Origin of the sequence: Paraburkholderia edwinii, assembly GCF_019428685.1 — a bacterium.
Taxonomy (GTDB): Bacteria; Pseudomonadota; Gammaproteobacteria; order Burkholderiales; family Burkholderiaceae; genus Paraburkholderia; species Paraburkholderia edwinii.
In genome coordinates this window covers 220,992-239,714 of the sequence record NZ_CP080096.1, presented here as the reverse complement: position 1 = coordinate 239,714, position 18,723 = coordinate 220,992, and the positions used below count along the sequence as shown (strand labels likewise).

Here is an 18,723-nt window from a genome sequence, read left to right as displayed (position 1 = left end):
GCGCGCAGGCACGCGGCTTTATCGGCGTGCTCGAAAATCGAACAATATTCAGCTGCCCGAAGAGCGCCCCGTGCGTCTGAACACCCACCAGCCCGCAAGCGCCGTCAAGCCGACCACGGTCAGCACCATCACCCAGAAGCCGTGATGATTCTCCGCGAGCGGAACCCCGCCGACATTCATGCCGAACAAACCGGCAATGATATTGATCGGCAGCGCCAGCACCGTGACGAGCGTCAGTGTGAACAGCGTGCGGTTGGTCTGCTCGTCGAGACGCGCGGCAATTTCTTCCTGCAGCAGCTTGATGCGTTCGGCAAGACCTGACAGGTCGCCGAGCACGAGTGAAAACTCTTCGGTCGAATCGCGCAGATGCTGAACGTCCTGTTCCGATAGCCACTTTGGCGGGCGCACCAGCAAGCGGAAAATCGAACCGGGCTCCGGCGCGAGCAGCCGTTGCAAGCGCACGAGCACGCGGCGCATCGCGCCGAGATCGCGGCGGCTCTCCACCGACTGTTTCGACAGGAAGTGGTCTTCAATACTGTCCACTTCAATACTGCTGGTGCGCACGATTTGCACGAGCAGATCGGCCTGGTCGCGCATCAGATGAATCAGCAATTCGGCCGGCGTGCTGAAAATTTCGCCCTCGCGCACCGCGGCGCGCAAGCGGTCCACCGAGCGCAGCTGCTTAAGGCGCGCGGTGACCATGATGTTCTTATGTGTGTAGACCCACAGCGTCGCGATATCGGACGGCGTTTTCTCGAAGTCGAAGATCACGTCGTTGACGACCGCAAGCAGCGCGCCATGCTGATGCTCGATACGCGTGGAGTGCGAGCCCTCGCGCAGCGCCTCGAAATATTCGTCGGGCAGGTCGAGGTGCGCGCGCATCCATCGCTCGCTCGCGACGTGGGCAAGGTTGAAGTGCAGCCACACAAAATCGCCGCTCGCGCGTTCGCGATTCGCTTCGTAATCGGCGAGCCAGCGCGTGACGGATTCGGAGTCGATCGGCACGCCCGGTTGCCCGGAAACGAACCGGAAGCTGCAAACGAGACCCGACTGGTCCGCTCCGTACGTAGAAGGCGCCAGGTTCAGTTTCATAGGCAACGACGCTTTGACTGAAAGAAAACGGGGGGAACTGAGCGAGAACCGAATGAAATCGGGAAAAACGTATCAGATTTTGCCGGATATTGTGACACAACCATTTCACCGCCCGTGCATGCGGCCCGTTTTTCGGCCCGGTTTAGCGCTTGCCGGTGACCCGATTTATACGGGATTTTAAGGCCCCGCGCGGCGTAGAGCCGCATCCGATATTGTGAAGATTCATCGTTCAGTCACATTCATCCACAACAATCGCGACGCCGCTCGACAAACGGGCCACTGACATAAGGCGACCACGATCCCGCTGCAACGACAGCAGGACACCAACGCCGGCACTACCTCGGGGAATCGCACATGACTATCCGTCATCGCATTACGCTTTTAGTGATTTTGATGTTCGTCGCTCTGTCTGTTATCGGCGGTTATGCCGTGTACCAGACCAGAGGGAGCGCAACCGAAGTCAGGAAGGTGACGGAAGGCGTCGTGCCCAGCGCACTCGCGTCCGCCGACCTCGTCTCGCAGGTCAAGGACGTGCAGATTGCCACGATGACGCTCGTCTACGCGCCCGATGCGAACATGGTCTCGCAGGCTGAAGACGAGCTGAAGAAAAAGCGCGAAACGCTGAAGCAGGCGCTCGCCATCCAGGGCAAAGACGCCGCAAGCCAGGCGCAAAAAGGGCTTGTGACGCAAGCGCAGGAAAGCCTCGCCAACTACTTCGCCGCCATCGACGACACCGCGAAAATGAAGCTCGCGGGCAAGAACGAAATGGCGCAGGCGTATCTGTTCGCGAATGTCGCTGAGTACCGCGACGAACTCGAAGGCATCGTCGAGACGCTGCGTATCGAGAAAAACCGCCAGAAAGACGAGGCCATCGCCGGCCTGAACAACAAGCTTGCGACCACCACCACGGCGATCGCCGCCGTCACCGGTATCGCGATCCTGCTGCTGACCGGCATCGGCGCGCTGCTGTACCGCCAGATCACGCGTCCGCTGTCGCGCATGCAGGCGATGATGAGCGAAATCGCTGCGAGCCAGGACTTTACGCGCCGCGTGCCGGTGGGCCGCCTCGATGAAATCGGCCGCTCGATCGTTGCGTTCAACGGCATGATCGAAAAGATCCAGGAAAACCAGGCGCTGCTCAAGCAGAAGACCGCCGATATCCAGGCGATGCTGCAAAACATGCAGCAGGGCATTCTGACCGTGGTCGACGGTGCGGTGATTCACTCGGAGTATTCGGCCTACCTCGAAGCGATCTTCGAAACGAACGACATCGCCGGCCGTTCGCTGATGGATCTCGTGTTCGCCGATACCGATCTCGGCGCGGACGATCTTTCGCAGATCGATGCGGCGACGTTCGCCTGCCTCGGCGAAGATGCGATCAACTTCGAGTTTAACCAGCACTTGCTGGTCAGCGAAATTGCGAAGCACATGCCCGATGGCCGCGTGAAGACGCTCGACCTGAGCTGGTCCGCGATTACCGATGAAACCGACACGATCGTGCGCCTGATGTTGTGCGTGCGCGACGTGACCGAGCTGCGCAAGCTCGCGGCCGAAGCGGGCGAACAGAAGCGCCGCCTCGAGATGATCGGCGAAATTCTCGCGGTGAACGAAGAGAAGTTCCATCACTTCATCGACAGCGCAAGCGGCTTCGTCAGCGAGAACGAGCGGATTATCCGCAAGCACGAACTGCCGGACGGCAGCGCGATTGCCGAGCTGTTCCGCAATATGCACACGATCAAGGGCAATGCGCGCACGTACAACCTGCAGCATCTGACGAACGTCGTGCACGAAACCGAGCAGCGTTACGAGGAACTGCGTCGCGACGACGCCGAGCGCGTGTGGGATCAGGAACAGCTGATGACCGAACTCGACCGCGTGCGCGAGGCGATCGACAGCTACGCGAAGATCAACGAAATCAGCCTGGGCCGCAAGCGTCTCGCGCGCCGCGGCGGCGCCGACCGCTATCTGATGGTCGACAAGGACCATATCGCGCACAGCCTGAAACTGCTCGAGACCGCGAATACCGGTGACGTCGATGCGCTCGTGACGATGCGCGATGCGCTGCACCGCATGCTGCGCGTGCTCGGCACGGAAAGCGTGGCCGAAACGCTGTCGGGCGTGCTCGATTCGCTGCCGTCGCTGGCGGCCGAACTGGGCAAGGATGCGCCGGTCGTGCGCATCGATGACAACGGCTACCGCCTGCGCAGCCAGGCCGGCGCCACGATGAAGAACGTGTTCATGCACCTGCTGCGCAACTCGATGGACCACGGCATCGAGACGGCTGCGGCGCGCACGGCGCAAGGCAAGACGGCCGCGGGTGCGATCGATATCGAAGTGGGCGTGGACAATCATGCGCTGCAGGTCACGCTGAGCGACGACGGGCGCGGCCTCGCACTGAGCCGGATTCGCTCGATCGCCGTCGAGCGCGGCTGGATCGACGCCCATGCGCAAGTCAGCGATGAAGAGATCGCGGAGTTTATCTTCCGGCCGGGCTTCTCGACGGCCGAGCAGGTGACGGAAGTGTCGGGCCGCGGCGTCGGCATGGATGCAGTTCGCGATTTCCTCAATCGCGAACACGGCAGCATCGAACTGCGCTTCACCGACGACCACAGGGGCGCCGAGTTCCGCCAGTTCCAGACGATTGTCTGCCTGCCGGACAGCCTCGCGGTGGATAGCCTCGGTACGGACGCGCGCAGCGACGACACGGCGCAATCGTCGTCGATCGGCCACGGTCATCTGGCCGGTTGAGTCGGCTAGCGAGGCGCACGCGGGCCGCATCGCCGGTTCGCTCGCCTCGCGTCAATGGAATGCTTGAAGGATGGGTGTGATTCAACAGTATCTAGCAGCAGCCGTCGCCGCCGGTGTGGTGACCGCCATGCTCGCGTTCGTCGCGCATCGGGTTCATCGCGCGCGGCTGATCAAACGGTTGCGCGTCGAGGCCGATGCGCGAATCGACGCGCTCGCTCGCGACGACGACCGTCATACCGCGCTGCTGGCGCAAGCGGAAGACGACAAGCGCGAGCTCGAAGCATCGATCGAACAGCTGCGCGATGCGCTTGCGCAGCAAACGGCGCTGGTCGACGAAACGCGCGCGTCGTTGCATCAGGCGACTGAAAACCGCGAGCAATGGACGCGCGATGCGCAGCAGCTCGCTCGCGAAGCGTCGCGTCTGAAGGGCCTCGCCGGAACCTTCGAGCGCTGGCACGAACAGATGATCTCGCTGATGACGCAGAACCAGGACATGCACACGAAGAACCAGGAGCTGTCGTCGATCGTGCGGCACGTGGTGATCGTGTCGCTCAATGCGTCGATCGAGGCCGCGCGCGCGGGCCAGGCGGGACGCGGCTTCGCGGTGGTCGCAAGCGAGGTGCGCGCGCTCGCGGCGCGCTCGGAGGAGCTGTCGAAGAGCTATCGCGACAGCCTCCATCGCAACGATCTGACGACGACCGCGACGTTTCAGGACATTCAGGCGGGCGGCAAGATGGTGGCGGCGTCGCTCGCCAGCGTCGAATCGCTCGCGAACCAGTTCCAGGCAAAGCTTCAGTAGGCATCCGACGTGATTAGCGCACAAGCGAAGGAAAGCTTCGAGCGCATCCTGCAGAAGGCTGCGCAAACGAGGCTGACGGTCGACTCGGCCGATACGTGTCAAATCGTGCTGCAAACGCGGCACGGCGCGGGCTCGGCCGCGGACAGCACGGCGAACGCTCCGTTAGCCCGGACGACGATCGATCGCGCAAACGTTGCGAATGTCGTGGTCCTGACGATTTCATCGATTTCGTTCCGGCTGCTGCTGATGCTGCACGTGAAAGAAGATGTCGCGACCGTGGAGTACTACACGAAGGGCGACGCGGAACGGCAGTTTAGCGAGGTGTTCCAGGAAATCTGCAACCTGTGCTGCGGCGCGATCAACCAGGAGCTGTTGCGCTACTTTCCGGACCTCGGGATGTCGACGCCGTATATGTTGAGCGCGCGTTGCCTGCCGTATCTGGAAGGGCTCAAGCCCGAGCTGCTCGAGACGTGGGCCGTGACGATCAACGATGCGGTGCAACTGTCGGCCACGCTATGCGTCTGCGCGCATGCACCGATCGATTTCACGGCGGACGTGAGCGTTGCCGAAGACACGAGCGGCGAACTCGAGCTGTTCTGACGTACCCGTATCCGTTAGTCAAACCCGCAGGCAAGCGATGAACCTCAACAAACCGGTCAGCAAGGTGCTGGTGCTCGACGAGAGCCCGCTGCACATGGACACCATCAAGCGCTTCTGCGACGAGAACAACCTCGTCGGCGTGAAGGTGCGCAAAAGCCGCCTGCTGTCCGTGCTGCGCGCGAATATCGACCTCGGCGCGATCCTGCTCGACGAAAACTACGGCGGCTCGCTCGACGAGGCCGCGGCGATCGCGAATCGCGTCTATGCGGTGCGCCCTGAATTGCCGATCATCATGCGGCGCGAAACGCGCACGGCGCTTGACGATCTGCCCGAGAGCCTTCGGCAGATTATCTGCGCGGCCTACGTGGCGTCGGATATGTCGCCGCTGCGCGAGGTGATCGACCGCTATATTTTCAGCCTCGATTATCCGAATGTGCTCGTGCGCGGCATTTCGGAAATCAGCGAGTCGAAGCTCTCGACGCTGTTCAAGGACTTCACGATTACCTGCGCGCCGCCGACCATCGTGCGCGACCGCATTATCTTCGGCGAGGTGTTCAGCCTGATCGCGCTCGAAAGTGCGTGGTGCCGCGGCTACATGATGATTCAGGCGGAAGAGGAGCCGCTGCTCGCGCTGCTCGACCGGCGCGGCGCCGGCGACGGCACGGCTGACTTCCGCGACCTCAACGATCTGCTCGGCGAACTGACCAACCTGATCTGGGGCGCGTTCAAGAACCGCTATCTGGGCGATGCCGACACGCTCGCGCGTGCCCAGGTGCAAGTGCCGCTGCTCGTCAATCACCGGCAGAAATACATTTCGTTCGGCTCGGAAAACCCGCAACTGTGCTTCGTCTACACGATCACGGACGAGGAATCGGGCCGTTCGGTCAATCTGCATCAACGATTCGTGTTCAGCCTCAGCTGGTCGCCCGAGGAATTCAGGGAGATTACCGAGCAGCCGGGCACGACCGTCGAAGCGGGCGAACTCGATCTCTTCTGATAGGCGTTACGGAGAAACCAACATGGCAAAGATTCTGGTAGTGGACGACTCGAGCACGGTGCGCGACGAAGTGGCCGGCTTTCTGAAGAAGAACGGCCTCGATGTCGATACCGCGGTCGACGGCAAGGACGGACTCGCCAAACTGAAGGCAAGCCCCGGCACGAAGCTCGTGATCAGCGACGTGAACATGCCGAATATGGACGGCCTGACGATGGTCGAGAAGATTCGCGGCGAGCTCGGCAATGCGACGGTCAACGTCATCATGCTGACCACCGAAAGCAGCCCGGCGATGAAGGAACGTGGCAAGGCGGCCGGCGTGAAGGGCTGGATCGTCAAGCCGTTCAAGGGCGAGGCGGTGCTCGAGACGTTCCGCAAGCTGGCTGGTTAAAGGGCTGCAAAGCAAAGGCCCCCAAAGCGGAGCACTTAAAGCGGGGGGCCTTAAAGCGGACGTGCGGCAAAGCGGCAAACCGCTTTAAGGCTTTAGTTCTAACGCGGCAGGATGGCGCAGCGGCAGGGGACACTGCCGCGCGCATGCTTCTTCGTGTTCTTGCTTACGACTTCGCGGGGCGGCCCGTTTTCACGGTGTCCAGCGCCGACACGGCGGCGATCAGCCGCTTCGGCTGCGCTTCGGCGAGCAGCGCGAGGCCCGCGCGCAGCAGTTCGCTTTTCTTTACCGATACGCCTGCATCGAGGCAGCGCTGCTTCAATTCCGCGATTTTCACGTAGTCGGACTTCGGCATCGTGAAGCTGTCGCGCACGACCTTGTCTTTCCTGGCGCGGCGCGCTTTTTCTTCCTTGCCGTCTTTCGCGCTCGCGACCTTGACATCTTTGACTGCCTTGACGACCTTTTCAGCCGGTTGCGGCTGCGTTTGAGCGGCTTTCGGCGCCTTTGCGACCGGTTGTTCCGCCTTCACCGCAGGTTTGACCGCTTTTGCCGCGGGTTTTGCGGCCTTCGTAGTGGGTTTAGCCGCAGGCTTAGCGGCGGGTTTTGCAGCCGGTTTTGCGGATTTCACCGTTTTCGCCGCTTTCGTTGTCTTCGCGGTCTTTGCCGTTTTGCCGGCGCTCGTATTGCTCTTCGCCGGCGTTGCCTTTTCAGCTTCTGCCATCACTCGATCTCCTTCGGAACCTTATAAACGATATAAACAGTATATACGGTTTTTTGGAGCGCCAATTTTCACGCTCCGTTGATATTGAGTGCGCATCGTGATCCATGTGATTTGCATAAGCGTTTTAAGGTTTAAACAACCGCGTGCGTAACAGAGCGTAATCAATGCGCCTGATGGTCGTAACGCGTGTAATACGCAGCGGCACTAGACTGTGGCCCACTCGGTGCGCCTGTCCCGGCGTACTGCTGGGGACCCGATATGCTGTCAGTCGACCGGGCGGCATCGTTACGCGATGCCGCGGCCGGAGCGCCGGAGGCTAGCGCCTATATATGGCCGCGCCGAACCCGGCGGTTTTCGGCCACACTCTTCAAGCTCTTCTACCGCTGGACCCGTTCCCGCGCATATCGGCATAACGAGCGTCTGTGGCGCGCGGTGTCGATCGATCGCGATGCGCAGCGATGTATTGCGGCGTTGCGCATCGGGCGCCACCGGCTCGCTATCGAAAACACGTCTGCACTGCTCGGTTCGCGTACCGGCGCCTGCCATCTGATTGCGGCGGGCCCTTCGATCAATGCGATCGACTACGGCAAACTCGATCTCGATCACGTGATGGGCGTCAACGGCGCGATCGCGCTGCAGGACAGGCACGATGTGCGCTTTGATTACTACTGCATCGTCGATGCGGGGTTCGCGCGCAACCGTCCCGATCTGGTCGCGCGCGTCGTGCAGCAACCGCTCGTTCTGTTCGCCACGCCGCTCGTGCTGTGGTACATCGCGCAGTATTTCCCGCTCGAGAACATGCGCTGCCGCGTCTTCGTGATCGAAGACGTGCAGTATCCGGCCGGGAAACGCGCGTTGCGCGGCCGCGACCTGAAAGCGTCGCATGCGCGCGGCGATCTTGTGCTGTTCGATGAAGCGCGCGTGCTCGGCTTTAGCCTCGATGTGCGGCGCGGCGTATTCGACGGCTGCACGGTCGCCTATGCGGGCTTGCAGGTGTTGCATTCGCTCGGCTTCGACAATGTGTTTCTGCATGGCGTCGATTTGCGCAATGCGTCGCGCACGCCGCGCTTCTACGAAACCGGGGTCAATATGCAACCGAGCGCGCTCGATCAGAACTTCGGCGCGCATATCGAGCCTTCGTTCAGGCAGGCGTCGGCACTGTTGAAGCAACGCGGTGTGCGTGTCGTCAATCTGTCGATGGATAGCGCGCTCGATGCGGAGATCTTCGAGAAGCGAAGCTGGCATTCGCTAATCGGCCTGCGAACGCATGCGACACGGAAAATGCCGGCGTGAGGGGCCGTAACCGCATCCGCAGCATTAGCCAGATCCGCGTCCGTGTTCGATGAAGGTCGTACATCTATCCAATACGCCGGTTGCCGGCAGCCCCGGCAATATCGTATCGGCACTCAACCGCCTCACCGATATTCGCGCGCGTCACGTGGTGTTCAACGCGGCCGCGTACCGGACCCGCACGTTCGCCATCGACATCGACTGGCGGACGCAGCAGCAACAGGCGCTCGACACGATCGCCGAAGCCGACGTCATTCACATTCACCAATACTTTTCGCTCAATGAGACTTTCGGCACCGATTTCCAGAAGCGATTCGGCGACAAGAGGCTGATCCGTCAATACCATTCGGCCCCCGATTTATGGGCGAACGGTGACGCGAGCCTGCTCGTGCGCATCGTCAACGAAGGCGTTCCGCAGCTGGTGATCGCGCAAGGCCCCGAGCGCTTTTACCCGTATGCGCGCGTTGTGCCGAACGTCGTGCCGATCGACGATCCGCGCTATGTGCCGCACGCGGAAGCGGACGGACTGCCGATCATCACGTTTTCTCCGAGTGGGCGTGCGTCGGCGTGGAAAACGCGCTGGGAGACGAAGGGCGTGCCGCAAACGCTCGCGCTGTTACGCAAGCTCGAACGTGAGGGGCTTTGCCGTTTGCAGTTGATCGTCGATACGCCGCACGACGAGTGTCTTCGTTTGAAGCAAGGCGCCGCGATCGCGATCGACGAATGCGTGACCGGCAACTACCACCTGAGCGGACTCGAAGCGCTTGCGCAAGGCAAGCCGACGCTCGGTTATCTCGACCCGCGCGTACAGTCGCAGTTGCGCAAGCTGACCGGCGCGACCGATCTGCCGTGGATCGACGTGCGGCTCGAAGAAGCGCAAGCGCCGTTGCGCGCGCTGCTCGCGGATCGCTCGCTGCGCGCGGAAATCGGCGCGGCGTCGCGGCGCTGGATGGAGACGCACTATGCGGAGCACGCGATGATCGAACACTATCGGCGCGCGTATCTCGACCTGTTCGAAGCGCCGCAGCGGTTCGGCGTGTCGCGCTTCTCGGGCGAGGCCGATGTATGGCGCGCGCGAGTCTGCCCTGATTACAACTGGGCGGCGCGTAGACGTTTGCATGCGGGTTGGCGCGACAAGCTACGCGCGTGGATAAAACGCTAGCGCGCTATTTTGATGGTGAGCCGATCCGGGAGTCTAAGCGCGAGAGGTGAGGATATCCGGGAACACGGGCCGTGCGCCCACATATACGTACACGGCCCGTACACGGCCGTACACAACCGCTTTCAACACCTACCCCATGACGATCAACAGGACGCCGGTCACCGTCAACGCGCCGCACCACAGCCAGTCGAAATTGATCCAGCCACGTCGCAGCATGCCGAGCCCCAGGTATTCGTAGGCCGCGAACGCAATCGCCGCTTCGGTGACCAAGGTCACGACCGTGTGCAGCGCGGTCATTTGCCCAACCATCTGCAACGAGGCAGGCAGAATGCTTGCCGCCGCACCGGAAGCAATCGAAGCAGAAGCAACAGAAGCGGAAGCCGCAGCCGCAGAAGCCCCACCGCAAACCGGCAGCAACGCCGGAATCAGCATCAGGCCCGCGCCATGCATCGTCGCCATCGCAGCCGACCACAGCGCGAGCCCGATAAACCCCGCCGTCATGCCAACCCTGACGCGATGCCGATGTCCATAAAAATGGTGATACGCAGCCCACACAATCAGCACCGCGCCCATCGCGACACGCAGATGTGACGTCTGCACGAACACGCCGAACGCGATCGCGGAGGTCATCACGAGCAGCACCGACGCCGCGTGCCCCACCGCGATCGGCGGCAGCGCGAGCAGCATGGCTTTGCGGCTGCCGCGCTGCAAGCCGAGCGCGGCAGCGAACAGCCACCCCATCGCCGGATTCACGCCGTGAAACACGCCGCTGCCGATCACGGTGGCCCACGTCGACGCCAGGCTGCCCGCAAACAGGTCGTTCATAAAGTGTTCGCTACGCCCACAGAGCGTATTACGGATAGCAGTACGAGTCGGACGAACCGTCGCCGCCTTCGAGGCGAATCTGATGCGGACGATGCGTGGCCGGCCATTCGAGGAAAAACTTCGAGTCGAACGCAAGGCCGCCGCCCGGCGCCGCATCGAGCTTGACCATCCAGCCGTTGAGCCCGTCCGGATAGAACTGGTCGTCGATCACGCCGTACAGCGAGTTCGTGAAGTAAACGCGCTTGCCGTCGCGGCTCACTTCGACCATTTGCGGTCCGCCGTTCAACGGATTGCCGCTCGCGCCCGCGTGCGTCGCGCGCGACACGATGCCGCCGATGCGTACCGTGCCCGTCAGCTCCGGATGGAATGGGTCCGACACATCGTACTGACGCAGGTCGCCGGTGCCCCAGCACGAGACGTAGAGGTAACGGTCGTCGAGCGACAGCGCGATATCGGTGACGAGCGGCGGCACCGCGCCGAAGCCTTTGAGCATCGGCGGCAGCGCATCCGCATCGGCCGGCTCGGCGGGAATTTCGATGACCTTGCGCACCGCCCACTCGTTGCCTTCGCGGTACCACGTCCAGATCGACGACGAGAGGTCCTTGAGGCTGATCACCGAGTTGACGAAGCCATGCGCCATCGTCGGGTTATGCGCGGGGCGCAGTTCGAAAACGAGCTGGTTTTCCGCGCCGAAATCGATCACCTGCTTATGTTTGCGCGTGTTGATGTCCCAGAAGTGCAGGCGGTGGCCATATTTGCCGCCGAGCAGCACCTCCGGCACAAGGCCGTTTTCGAATGTCGCGGGCAGCCCCCATTCGCTCGTGACGACCGTGTCGTAGCCGAGATGCCACCACGCGTCGTACGCGAGCTCCTGCGGGCCGCGGTCGATTTCCCAGTGGCCGCGAATATCGAACGTTTCATGATCCATCAGGAAGATGCCGCCCGGCGCTTCCCCTTTCTCGTTGGCAAGCGCCGCGACATAGATGCCGGCCGGTCCGCAATGGACCGTATGCGGACGCGTATAGCCGCCTTTCGACGCGACTTCGTCGGGCTCGAGCACGCGCACGATCTTTGGGTTCCGGCCGTCGGGCTTGGTGTCGATGATATGAATGCGCGACGAGCGCAGCCCCGGCACGACAAGATAGCGTCGTTCCGAATGCGGATGCGGCGCGTTGGGGCACAGGCAGGAACTGCACGCGTTCCAGCCGAAGTGATGCAGCTCGTCGCCGACATTCGGCATCTCGACGCGGTTGACGATTTTCCCGTAGTCCGCGGATGCGGCATCGACATCGACCACGGCGATATCGTCCGGCATTTTCCGCGAGGGGTCGAAGCTCGCGACATACGCGAGCGTCTCCTTCGGCGCGCTGCCTGCGAGCCGTGCCGACGGGTAGAAGGTGGGATCGGGTTTCCACGTCGCCATTTCGGTTCTCCGGTTAGATCGCGTTTTTCCAGCGCACGCACAACCGCTTTCATATGCGCACGCGCCAAAAGCGCGATGAACGTTGCAGGGTGATCGATGCTGCGCCGCGACAACGCGCACTACGCGTTGCGTGAGCTATCAATCGTAGGCAATTAAACGGAAAAGCGTGGCACATCGACGCGCCTTGTTGTGATGGAGAGCGAAGCGGATGTGCCGCGCGGCGACGGGCGGCAAGCACTCGCGCAAACATACAGTTGCCCTAAAAGGTGAGCGTTTCCGGGAAATGCGGCACGTGTGAACCGCGTAACCGCGCGTTTCCGAACGCTATGGCGAACGCTTACTTCACACGAAACACGCGAACCGCATGCGCTCATGTTTCGCAAGAAGCTGCCGCTGCGCAGGGATCAAAACGCGAAAACGTTCCTGTCAAACATTGAAGGCAAGGTGTAAAGTACCCGCTATTCGCATTGCATCTATGTGCAGCCTGAGGAAGAACGCGGTGGCGACTTCAGGGCGACCCAACACTCCGTATGTGAGTCCGCGTGTCAGGCGCGAAGGCCTGCTCGAGCAGCAGGCCGCGCTCGCTGCGCTGTCCCGTATCGACGTCTCGCACGGCGAGCATCTCGAAGAAACCCTCCGCTTCATTACCGAAACCGCCGCGCGGCTGATGAGTGTCGCGCGCGCGAGCCTGTGGCGTTACGACGGCGCGCGCACGGCGATCCATTGCCTCGATCTGTACGAATGCAGCGCGAATCGCCACAGCGAAGGCGCGCAATTGCGTGCCGAATCGTATCCGGCGTATTTCGCGGCGCTCGCATCGAGCGAGGCTATCGTCGCCGACGATGCGCATCGCGATCCACGCACTTGCGAATTCAGCGACAGCTACCTGACGCCGCTCGGCGTCACTGCGATGCTCGATATTCCGATTCGCGTGCAAGGCAATGTGGACGGCGTGCTGTGCTTCGAGCAGATCGGGCCGCCGCTCGCGTGGACCACCGAAGATCGCCTGTTCGGCATTGCGCTGGCGAATCTGATCGCGCTCGCGGTCGAGCGGCACGAACGCGAGCGCGCGGAAAAGGCGCTGCGCGAAAGCGAGCAGCGCATGTCGACGATGCTTGCCTATGCACCCGACGCGATCACGCTGCTCGACGTCGATACGCTGCGCTTTATCGAAGTGAACGACGAGGCGACGCGGCTGTACGGCTACGACCGCGCTTCGCTGCTGTCGATCGGCCCTGTCGAACTGAGTCCGGAGCGGCAACCGGACGGACGTCTGTCGAGCGAAGCGGCGCGCGAAAAGATCTTGGATGCGCTAAACGGCGGCGTGCCCGTGTTCGAATGGACACATGTCGATCCGGCTGGTGTGCTGTTTCCGTGCGAAGTGCGGCTCGTCAGATTTCCCGACCCCGAGCGCCGGTTGATACGCGGCAGCGTGATTGGCATCGGCGAGCGCAAGCGCGCGGAAGCCGCGCTGCACGAAAGCGAAGCGCAACTCAGCAAGGCGAAGGAAGCGGCCGAAGCGGCGAATCGCGCGAAATCCGAATTTCTCGCGAGCATGAGCCACGAATTGCGCACGCCGCTCAACAGCATGCTCGGCTACGCTCAACTGCTACGCCGCGAAGCGGACCTGTCCGAGCGGCAGTGCAAGGCGCTCAACGTGATCCGGCAGTCGGGCGAGCACCTGCTTGGACTGATCGACGAGATTCTCGACATGGCGAAGATCGAAGCCGGCACGCTCGATCTGGTTGCCGACAACTTCGATCTGCCGGCCATGCTCGAAAGCATCGCCGCGATCATGCGCAGCCGCAGCCAGGCCAAAGGGCTCGCGTTTACGCGTGCGCAGTGGTCCGAACTTCCTCCGGTCGTGTGCGCCGACGAGCGCCGCTTGCGTCAGGTGCTGATGAATCTGCTCGATAACGCGATCAAGTACACACAACGCGGCGGTGTCGTCCTCAAAACAGGCATGCATGAAGGCCGCATGTGCTTCGTCGTCGAGGATACGGGCGTGGGCATCGAGCCCGAGCATCTGTCGGAGATTTTCGACGTGTTTCATCAGGTACGCGATCCATTGACGGTCGTCGAAGGCACCGGGCTGGGCCTTGCGATCAGCAAACGGCTCGTGCAGTTGATGGGCGGTGATTTACAGGTCGCGAGCACGCCGCACGAAGGCAGCCGCTTCTGGTTCGAACTCGATCTGCCGCCGGTAACGATGCCGCTCGCGGTAACCGAGCAGCGGCTCTTGACGGCGGTCGAAGGCGAGCGGCGCACGGTGCTCGTCGTCGACGACGAAGAGGACGGGCGCAGCCTGTTGCGCGATGTGCTCGAACCGCTCGGTTTTCGCGTGCATGAAGCCGCTGACGGCGAGGCCGCGGTCAGTGAAGCGGTGCGTTTGCGTCCGCACGCGATTCTGATGGACATGCGCATGCCGCGGGTCGATGGCCTGGCGGCAACACGCCGGATTCGCGCGATGTCCGAACTGGCCGGGACGGTGATCTTCGCGATTTCCGCGAGCGCGTTCGAACACAACCGCGCGCGCTGTCTCGAAGCGGGCGCCGATGCCTTTATTCCGAAGCCGTTTCGCCAGGAGCGTCTGCTTGAATTGTTGTGCGTGCATCTTTCGTTGAATCCCGTTTACGCGAGTGGAGGCGCCGGCGCCTGCCTCGAGACAGCGCGTGCGGCTTGCAACGCCGCAGCGGGTGCCCCGCCCGGTACGGACATTCCAGACGCGCCGCTCGTTGCGCCGCCCGCCGACGAACTGCGCCGGTTCGTCGAGCTCGCCGCGCGCGGCGACATCACCCAGTTGCTTGCCGAAGCCGCGCGCATCGAACAGTCGGACCGCGTCTACGCGCCGTTTGCCGCGCAACTGCGCGCGCTGGGCGGTGCATACCGGATGCAGGCGCTGCGCCGCTGGCTTGCCGGTCTCGCGAGGTCGCGATGAGCGGCGCACGCTTTGCTGGCGACGGCCGGCCGCTGATACTCGTCGTCGAAGACGCGCCGGCGAACCTGTCGATCCTGCTCGAACTGCTGAGCTCGCATGGCTTTGCCGTATCGGTTGCCGAAGACGGCGAAAGCGCGCTCGAGCAGCTCGAGCATATGCGCCCCGATCTGATCCTGCTCGACGTGCTGATGCCGAAGCTCGACGGCTTCGCGACGTGCGAGCGTCTGAAGTCCAACCCGGCGACGCGCGAAATACCGGTGATCTTCATGAGCGGGCTCACCGAAACCGTCGACAAGGTGAAGGGCTTCGTGCTCGGCGCTGTCGACTACATCACGAAGCCGATCCAGCATGACGAGGTGCTCGCGCGCGTCAGCACGCACCTCGAATTGCAGCGTTTGCGCCATTGCCTGCTCGAAAGCGAAGCGCGGCTATCGGGCATTGTCGAATCGATGATGGACGCGGTCGTGGCGCTCGATCGCACGGGATCCATCACGTTCTTCAATCGCGCGGCCGAACGCGTGTTCCGCTGCGACGCGCGTGCGGCGATCGGCGCGCCGTGCAACCGCTTTCTCGCGCAGCCATTGTGCCGGCTGCTCGGCGACTATCTGCGCGCCGAGCCCGGCGCGGCGCCGATGTGGGTGCCGGAAGGGCACAACGCGGTACGCGCCGACGGCACGCTGTTTCCGATCGAAGCGAGTCTTTCGTATGCGGAGGGGCAGGGGCAAGCGATTTACACGCTGATCTTGCGCGACATCGCCGAGCGGCGAAAGGCGCAGGCTGAAGTCGGGCAGCTGCGCGGCCTCAACCGTTATCTCGAGGACGAACTGCGCGAAGCGAGCGAGTATGAACTCGTGGGCGGCGCGACGGGCCTCGACAAGGTGATGCAGCAAGTGCGGCAGGTGGCCGCCACCGATGCGACGGTGCTGGTCAGCGGCGAGACGGGCACGGGCAAGGAACTGATTGCGCAGGTCGTGCACAAGCTGAGCCCGCGGCACGGGAAGCCGCTCGTCAAGCTGAACTGCGCGGCGTTGCCGGCGAACCTGATCGAAAGCGAGCTGTTCGGTCACGAGAAGGGCGCGTTCACCGGCGCACTCGCGCGCAAGGCGGGGCGCTTCGAACTGGCCGACGGCAGCACGCTGTTTCTCGACGAAGTCGGCGAGCTCGCGCTCGATCTGCAGGCGAAGCTGTTGCGCGTATTGCAGGAAGGCGAATTCGAACGGCTTGGCGGCGTGCGCACGCAGAAAGTCGATGTACGCATCGTCGCGGCGACGAATCGCAGTCTTGCCGATGAAGCGGCCGCGGGGCGCTTTCGCGCCGATCTGTATTACCGGCTCAATGTGTTTCCGGTGATGTTGCCGCCGCTGCGCGATCGTCCTGAAGATGTCGCGCCGCTTGCCGCGCACTTCGTGCGCCGCTATGCAGCGAAGTACGGCAAGCACGTGGAGGCGCTGACGGCCGAGCAACTGGCGACGCTCGAGTGCTACCGCTGGCCTGGCAACGTACGCGAATTGCAGCATGTGATCGAGCGCGCGGTGATTCTGTCGCACGGGTCGCAACTGGCGCTCGGCGACTGGTTCGGCGACGCTGCCGCGCCGGCCGCGTCAGCGGCTATGCCTGTTTCGTTTGCCGCAGTCACTGCCGCGGCCGTCGCGACAGCCGCTGCTACGCCGTCCACTTACGCGCCGCCCGCGCCCGCGGCGGCCGTCACCTGCATGGAGCCGACGCTCGAGGAAAACGAGCGCGCGCATATTCTGCGAGTACTCGAGCAGACCGGCTGGCGCGTCAGCGGCAAAGCCGGCGCGGCCGAGCGGCTCGGCATCAAGCCGACGACGCTCGAATCGCGAATGAAGCGGCTCGCGATCGTGCGCAAGAGCTGAATTCAGCGCCTGCTTTACGACATGTCGTGAAAGTCCCGAAACTCGGTTGCGAGCGCCTGCCATTTTCGTGACGCGCGGCGTGCGTCGATCGCATGTGCCGATCCGCGATTCGCACCATCGTTCGACTGCAAGGCTTGCTCGACAAGCCTGCGCGGCTTCAGGAGATGCGCGATGAGATCGGCTGGCACGCAATTCGCATCTAACGGGCCCGCAAGGCGCGACCTACGCCGGTTCAAGGCGACAGAGGCGTTTCCCGCGGTATTTCCACGCGATACGCCGTTTCGGCTGCTTCTTGCATCCGATGAGTCAATCTGAAACCGGAAGTCCGACATGAAATCGCTTTATCGCTTTGGCGGCGCACGGGCGCCGCTTTGCTGCACGCTTTTCTCCTGCATTACGCCTCCTCCCCCTCTGCCGCAAAAGACGGTGCTGCGCGTGCGCTGGATCGTGCACATGTAGCGACGCGAAGGCCGGATGCGCACATCGCGCGTCCGTTACGGCCATCACGCCAACAAAAACTGAGGGGATTCATCATGCAGTTCAAGCAACGCCATGCCGGCAGCGGCACGGCGAGGGCACCGCTTTGCCGTTTGGGCAAGGCGTTCCTCGACCGCGCCGCAGCCGGGCTTTTATCTCGCGACATGCGCCGGTGCGAACCCAGGCGCCCGATGCCAACGCAACGATCGCTTGCGTCTCGGCCGGAGATCGCGCGATGAACTGGTTCGACTTACACGAGCTCACGAAGTGGGCGCCGCTGCCGGGCGGCTACCGTTTTCTGCCGACGCGCGCGGACTTCGAGATGTTTTCGGCGTTTATCCGGTTGTGGTTACCCGATGTCGGGGGCGGCGCGGCGAGTTGTCCGGTCTACTTGCTGGCCGAGATTGGGCGGCTCTATAAGGTGCTGTGCGCGAAGTGGCTGGCCCGTAGTATCGATTGCTGATCGCCGGGCGCGCGCGGGTTCGTGAGGGATGACGGAAGTGGGGGCCGTAGAGCGAAGTAGCACGAAGCATGGGGAACCAGCACCAATCCGCGCTGGCTGAATGCTCGGAGGGAAAAGTCGGCTAGCGCGCTCGACATAAGGTTGATGGTCGCAAAAAGGAATCCGCCGCTATTCGGGCAAAAGATCGCGTAATGCCCGTCGCCATCGCGGTGAACGAGAATTGAATGGGCGCCGGCCGGCTCGTTGGACGTGGACGACGGCCGATATGCGTCGAATCCGAGGAAAGCCATGCTGCCCGGAAGCAGTCTGTCGGCCACTTCGCCGACCATGCTCTCGATGAGGCGTTTGCGGTTGCTGAGCATGTCCGGCTTGTCCGCGCCGAAGGTGAATAACGTGGGGCCAGGGCTGACCCGCTCGTAGCGGTCCAGATTCATGTGATGCCCAGTGTTCTGATACGCGGCGATCCGGTCTTGCGTGCCGCGGTCGCCACGGTTCAGATTGTCGCGCAGCGTATCGACGGCGCTCATGAGAGCGCTTCCGTCCATGTCGATACGATGCATCACTTCATAGGTGAGGCCTTGGCAGAGTCCGCGCGAACTGTGCGGGCTTTTGAACTCGGCCTGATCGAATATCAGACAGCTGCCGCAATACTTTGCAAGCGCCTCACCACCGCCTGACTCGCGGAATCTGCCCTTGACTTGCATGATCTGCATGGGCGAGTCGGATGAGCTCGCGAGCTTCGTTTGATTGTGCGACGGCCAGGGGACAACGGTATGGCGTTTGGTGTGCGCGGCTCGGCCTGAGTTCTTCGCAAGGCGGGTTGTGGTTGGCCTTGTTGAAGTTTCCGGAGCCGGTCTGCTTATGCCGGTGCCGGATGCCGTGTGCTGTGTACCTTCGATAGGCGCTGCGAATTCATGGCTCAGTTG

The 18,723-nt window shown here is 62.6% G+C and carries 15 protein-coding genes; 10 read left to right on the top strand and 5 right to left on the bottom strand.

Annotation, left to right across the window (positions count from 1 at the left end):
* Nucleotides 1-48: 48 nt before the first annotated feature.
* Complete coding sequence (locus tag KZJ38_RS22930; RefSeq protein ID WP_219801994.1) at nt 49-1,092, bottom strand: transporter; 1,044 nt, start codon at nt 1,090-1,092, stop codon at nt 49-51.
* Between the two features lie 354 nt (nt 1,093-1,446).
* Between KZJ38_RS22930 and KZJ38_RS22925 the strand changes: the two genes are divergently transcribed.
* The 5 genes from KZJ38_RS22925 to KZJ38_RS22905 all read left to right on the top strand — a co-directional run bounded on the left by KZJ38_RS22925 (nt 1,447) and on the right by KZJ38_RS22905 (nt 6,624).
* Nucleotides 1,447-3,840 (top strand): HAMP domain-containing protein, encoded by a 2,394-nt coding sequence (locus KZJ38_RS22925; RefSeq protein WP_219801993.1) that lies wholly within the window; start codon nt 1,447-1,449, stop codon nt 3,838-3,840.
* Between the two features lie 76 nt (nt 3,841-3,916).
* Nucleotides 3,917-4,639: a methyl-accepting chemotaxis protein gene (locus KZJ38_RS22920; RefSeq protein WP_219803570.1), complete on the top strand. Its 723-nt coding sequence runs from the start codon at nt 3,917-3,919 to the stop codon at nt 4,637-4,639.
* A 9-nt stretch (nt 4,640-4,648) separates the two neighbouring features.
* A complete protein-coding gene (locus KZJ38_RS22915; protein WP_219801992.1) occupies nt 4,649-5,239 on the top strand; it encodes a hypothetical protein in 591 nt (196 codons plus the stop codon).
* A 37-nt stretch (nt 5,240-5,276) separates the two neighbouring features.
* Nucleotides 5,277-6,236, top strand: a complete 960-nt coding sequence (locus KZJ38_RS22910) for a chemotaxis protein CheX (RefSeq protein WP_219801991.1) — start codon at nt 5,277-5,279, stop codon at nt 6,234-6,236.
* Between the two features lie 22 nt (nt 6,237-6,258).
* The gene (locus KZJ38_RS22905) at nt 6,259-6,624 is read left to right on the top strand and encodes a response regulator (RefSeq protein ID WP_075159281.1); all 366 of its coding nucleotides are present in this window, start codon (nt 6,259-6,261) and stop codon (nt 6,622-6,624) included.
* 163 nt (nt 6,625-6,787) lie between these two features.
* Here the strand turns inward: KZJ38_RS22905 and KZJ38_RS36705 are convergent, their stop codons facing one another.
* Entirely contained in the window at nt 6,788-7,342 is a 555-nt protein-coding gene (locus KZJ38_RS36705) for a hypothetical protein (protein ID WP_246641954.1), read from the bottom strand.
* A 258-nt stretch (nt 7,343-7,600) separates the two neighbouring features.
* On the opposite strand from KZJ38_RS36705, the gene KZJ38_RS22895 reads away from it, so the two are divergent.
* Entirely contained in the window at nt 7,601-8,635 is a 1,035-nt protein-coding gene (locus KZJ38_RS22895) for a hypothetical protein (RefSeq protein ID WP_219801990.1), read from the top strand.
* Between the two features lie 49 nt (nt 8,636-8,684).
* Entirely contained in the window at nt 8,685-9,794 is a 1,110-nt protein-coding gene (locus tag KZJ38_RS22890; protein ID WP_219801989.1) for a glycosyltransferase family protein, read from the top strand.
* A 129-nt stretch (nt 9,795-9,923) separates the two neighbouring features.
* Here KZJ38_RS22890 and KZJ38_RS22885 read toward each other — a convergent pair whose 3' ends face one another.
* Together KZJ38_RS22885 and KZJ38_RS22880 are read right to left on the bottom strand one after the other, a co-directional pair.
* On the bottom strand, nt 9,924-10,619 hold the full coding sequence (locus tag KZJ38_RS22885) for a hypothetical protein (protein ID WP_246641953.1): 696 nt from the start codon (nt 10,617-10,619) through the stop codon (nt 9,924-9,926).
* Nucleotides 10,620-10,647: 28 nt separating this feature from the next.
* Entirely contained in the window at nt 10,648-12,042 is a 1,395-nt protein-coding gene (locus KZJ38_RS22880; protein ID WP_219801988.1) for a selenium-binding family protein, read from the bottom strand.
* Nucleotides 12,043-12,541: 499 nt separating this feature from the next.
* Here KZJ38_RS22880 and KZJ38_RS22875 point away from each other — a divergent pair, with 499 nt between their 5' ends.
* The 3 genes from KZJ38_RS22875 to KZJ38_RS22860 all read left to right on the top strand — a co-directional run bounded on the left by KZJ38_RS22875 (nt 12,542) and on the right by KZJ38_RS22860 (nt 17,797).
* Nucleotides 12,542-14,980, top strand: a complete 2,439-nt coding sequence (locus KZJ38_RS22875) for an ATP-binding protein (RefSeq protein ID WP_219801987.1) — start codon at nt 12,542-12,544, stop codon at nt 14,978-14,980.
* Nucleotides 14,977-16,857 carry a sigma-54-dependent Fis family transcriptional regulator gene (locus KZJ38_RS22870; RefSeq protein WP_246641952.1) on the top strand — a complete coding sequence of 627 codons (1,881 nt, stop codon included), beginning with the start codon at nt 14,977-14,979 and terminating at the stop codon, nt 16,855-16,857. The genes KZJ38_RS22875 and KZJ38_RS22870 overlap by 4 nt, the downstream gene beginning before the upstream one ends.
* Before the next feature lie 712 nt (nt 16,858-17,569).
* On the top strand, nt 17,570-17,797 hold the full coding sequence (locus KZJ38_RS22860; RefSeq protein ID WP_219801986.1) for a hypothetical protein: 228 nt from the start codon (nt 17,570-17,572) through the stop codon (nt 17,795-17,797).
* Here the strand turns inward: KZJ38_RS22860 and KZJ38_RS22855 are convergent.
* Nucleotides 17,749-18,510, bottom strand: a complete 762-nt coding sequence (locus KZJ38_RS22855; RefSeq protein WP_219801985.1) for a hypothetical protein — start codon at nt 18,508-18,510, stop codon at nt 17,749-17,751. The two genes, KZJ38_RS22860 and KZJ38_RS22855, sit on opposite strands and share 49 nt — an antisense overlap.
* Between the last annotated feature and the right edge of the window lie 213 nt (nt 18,511-18,723).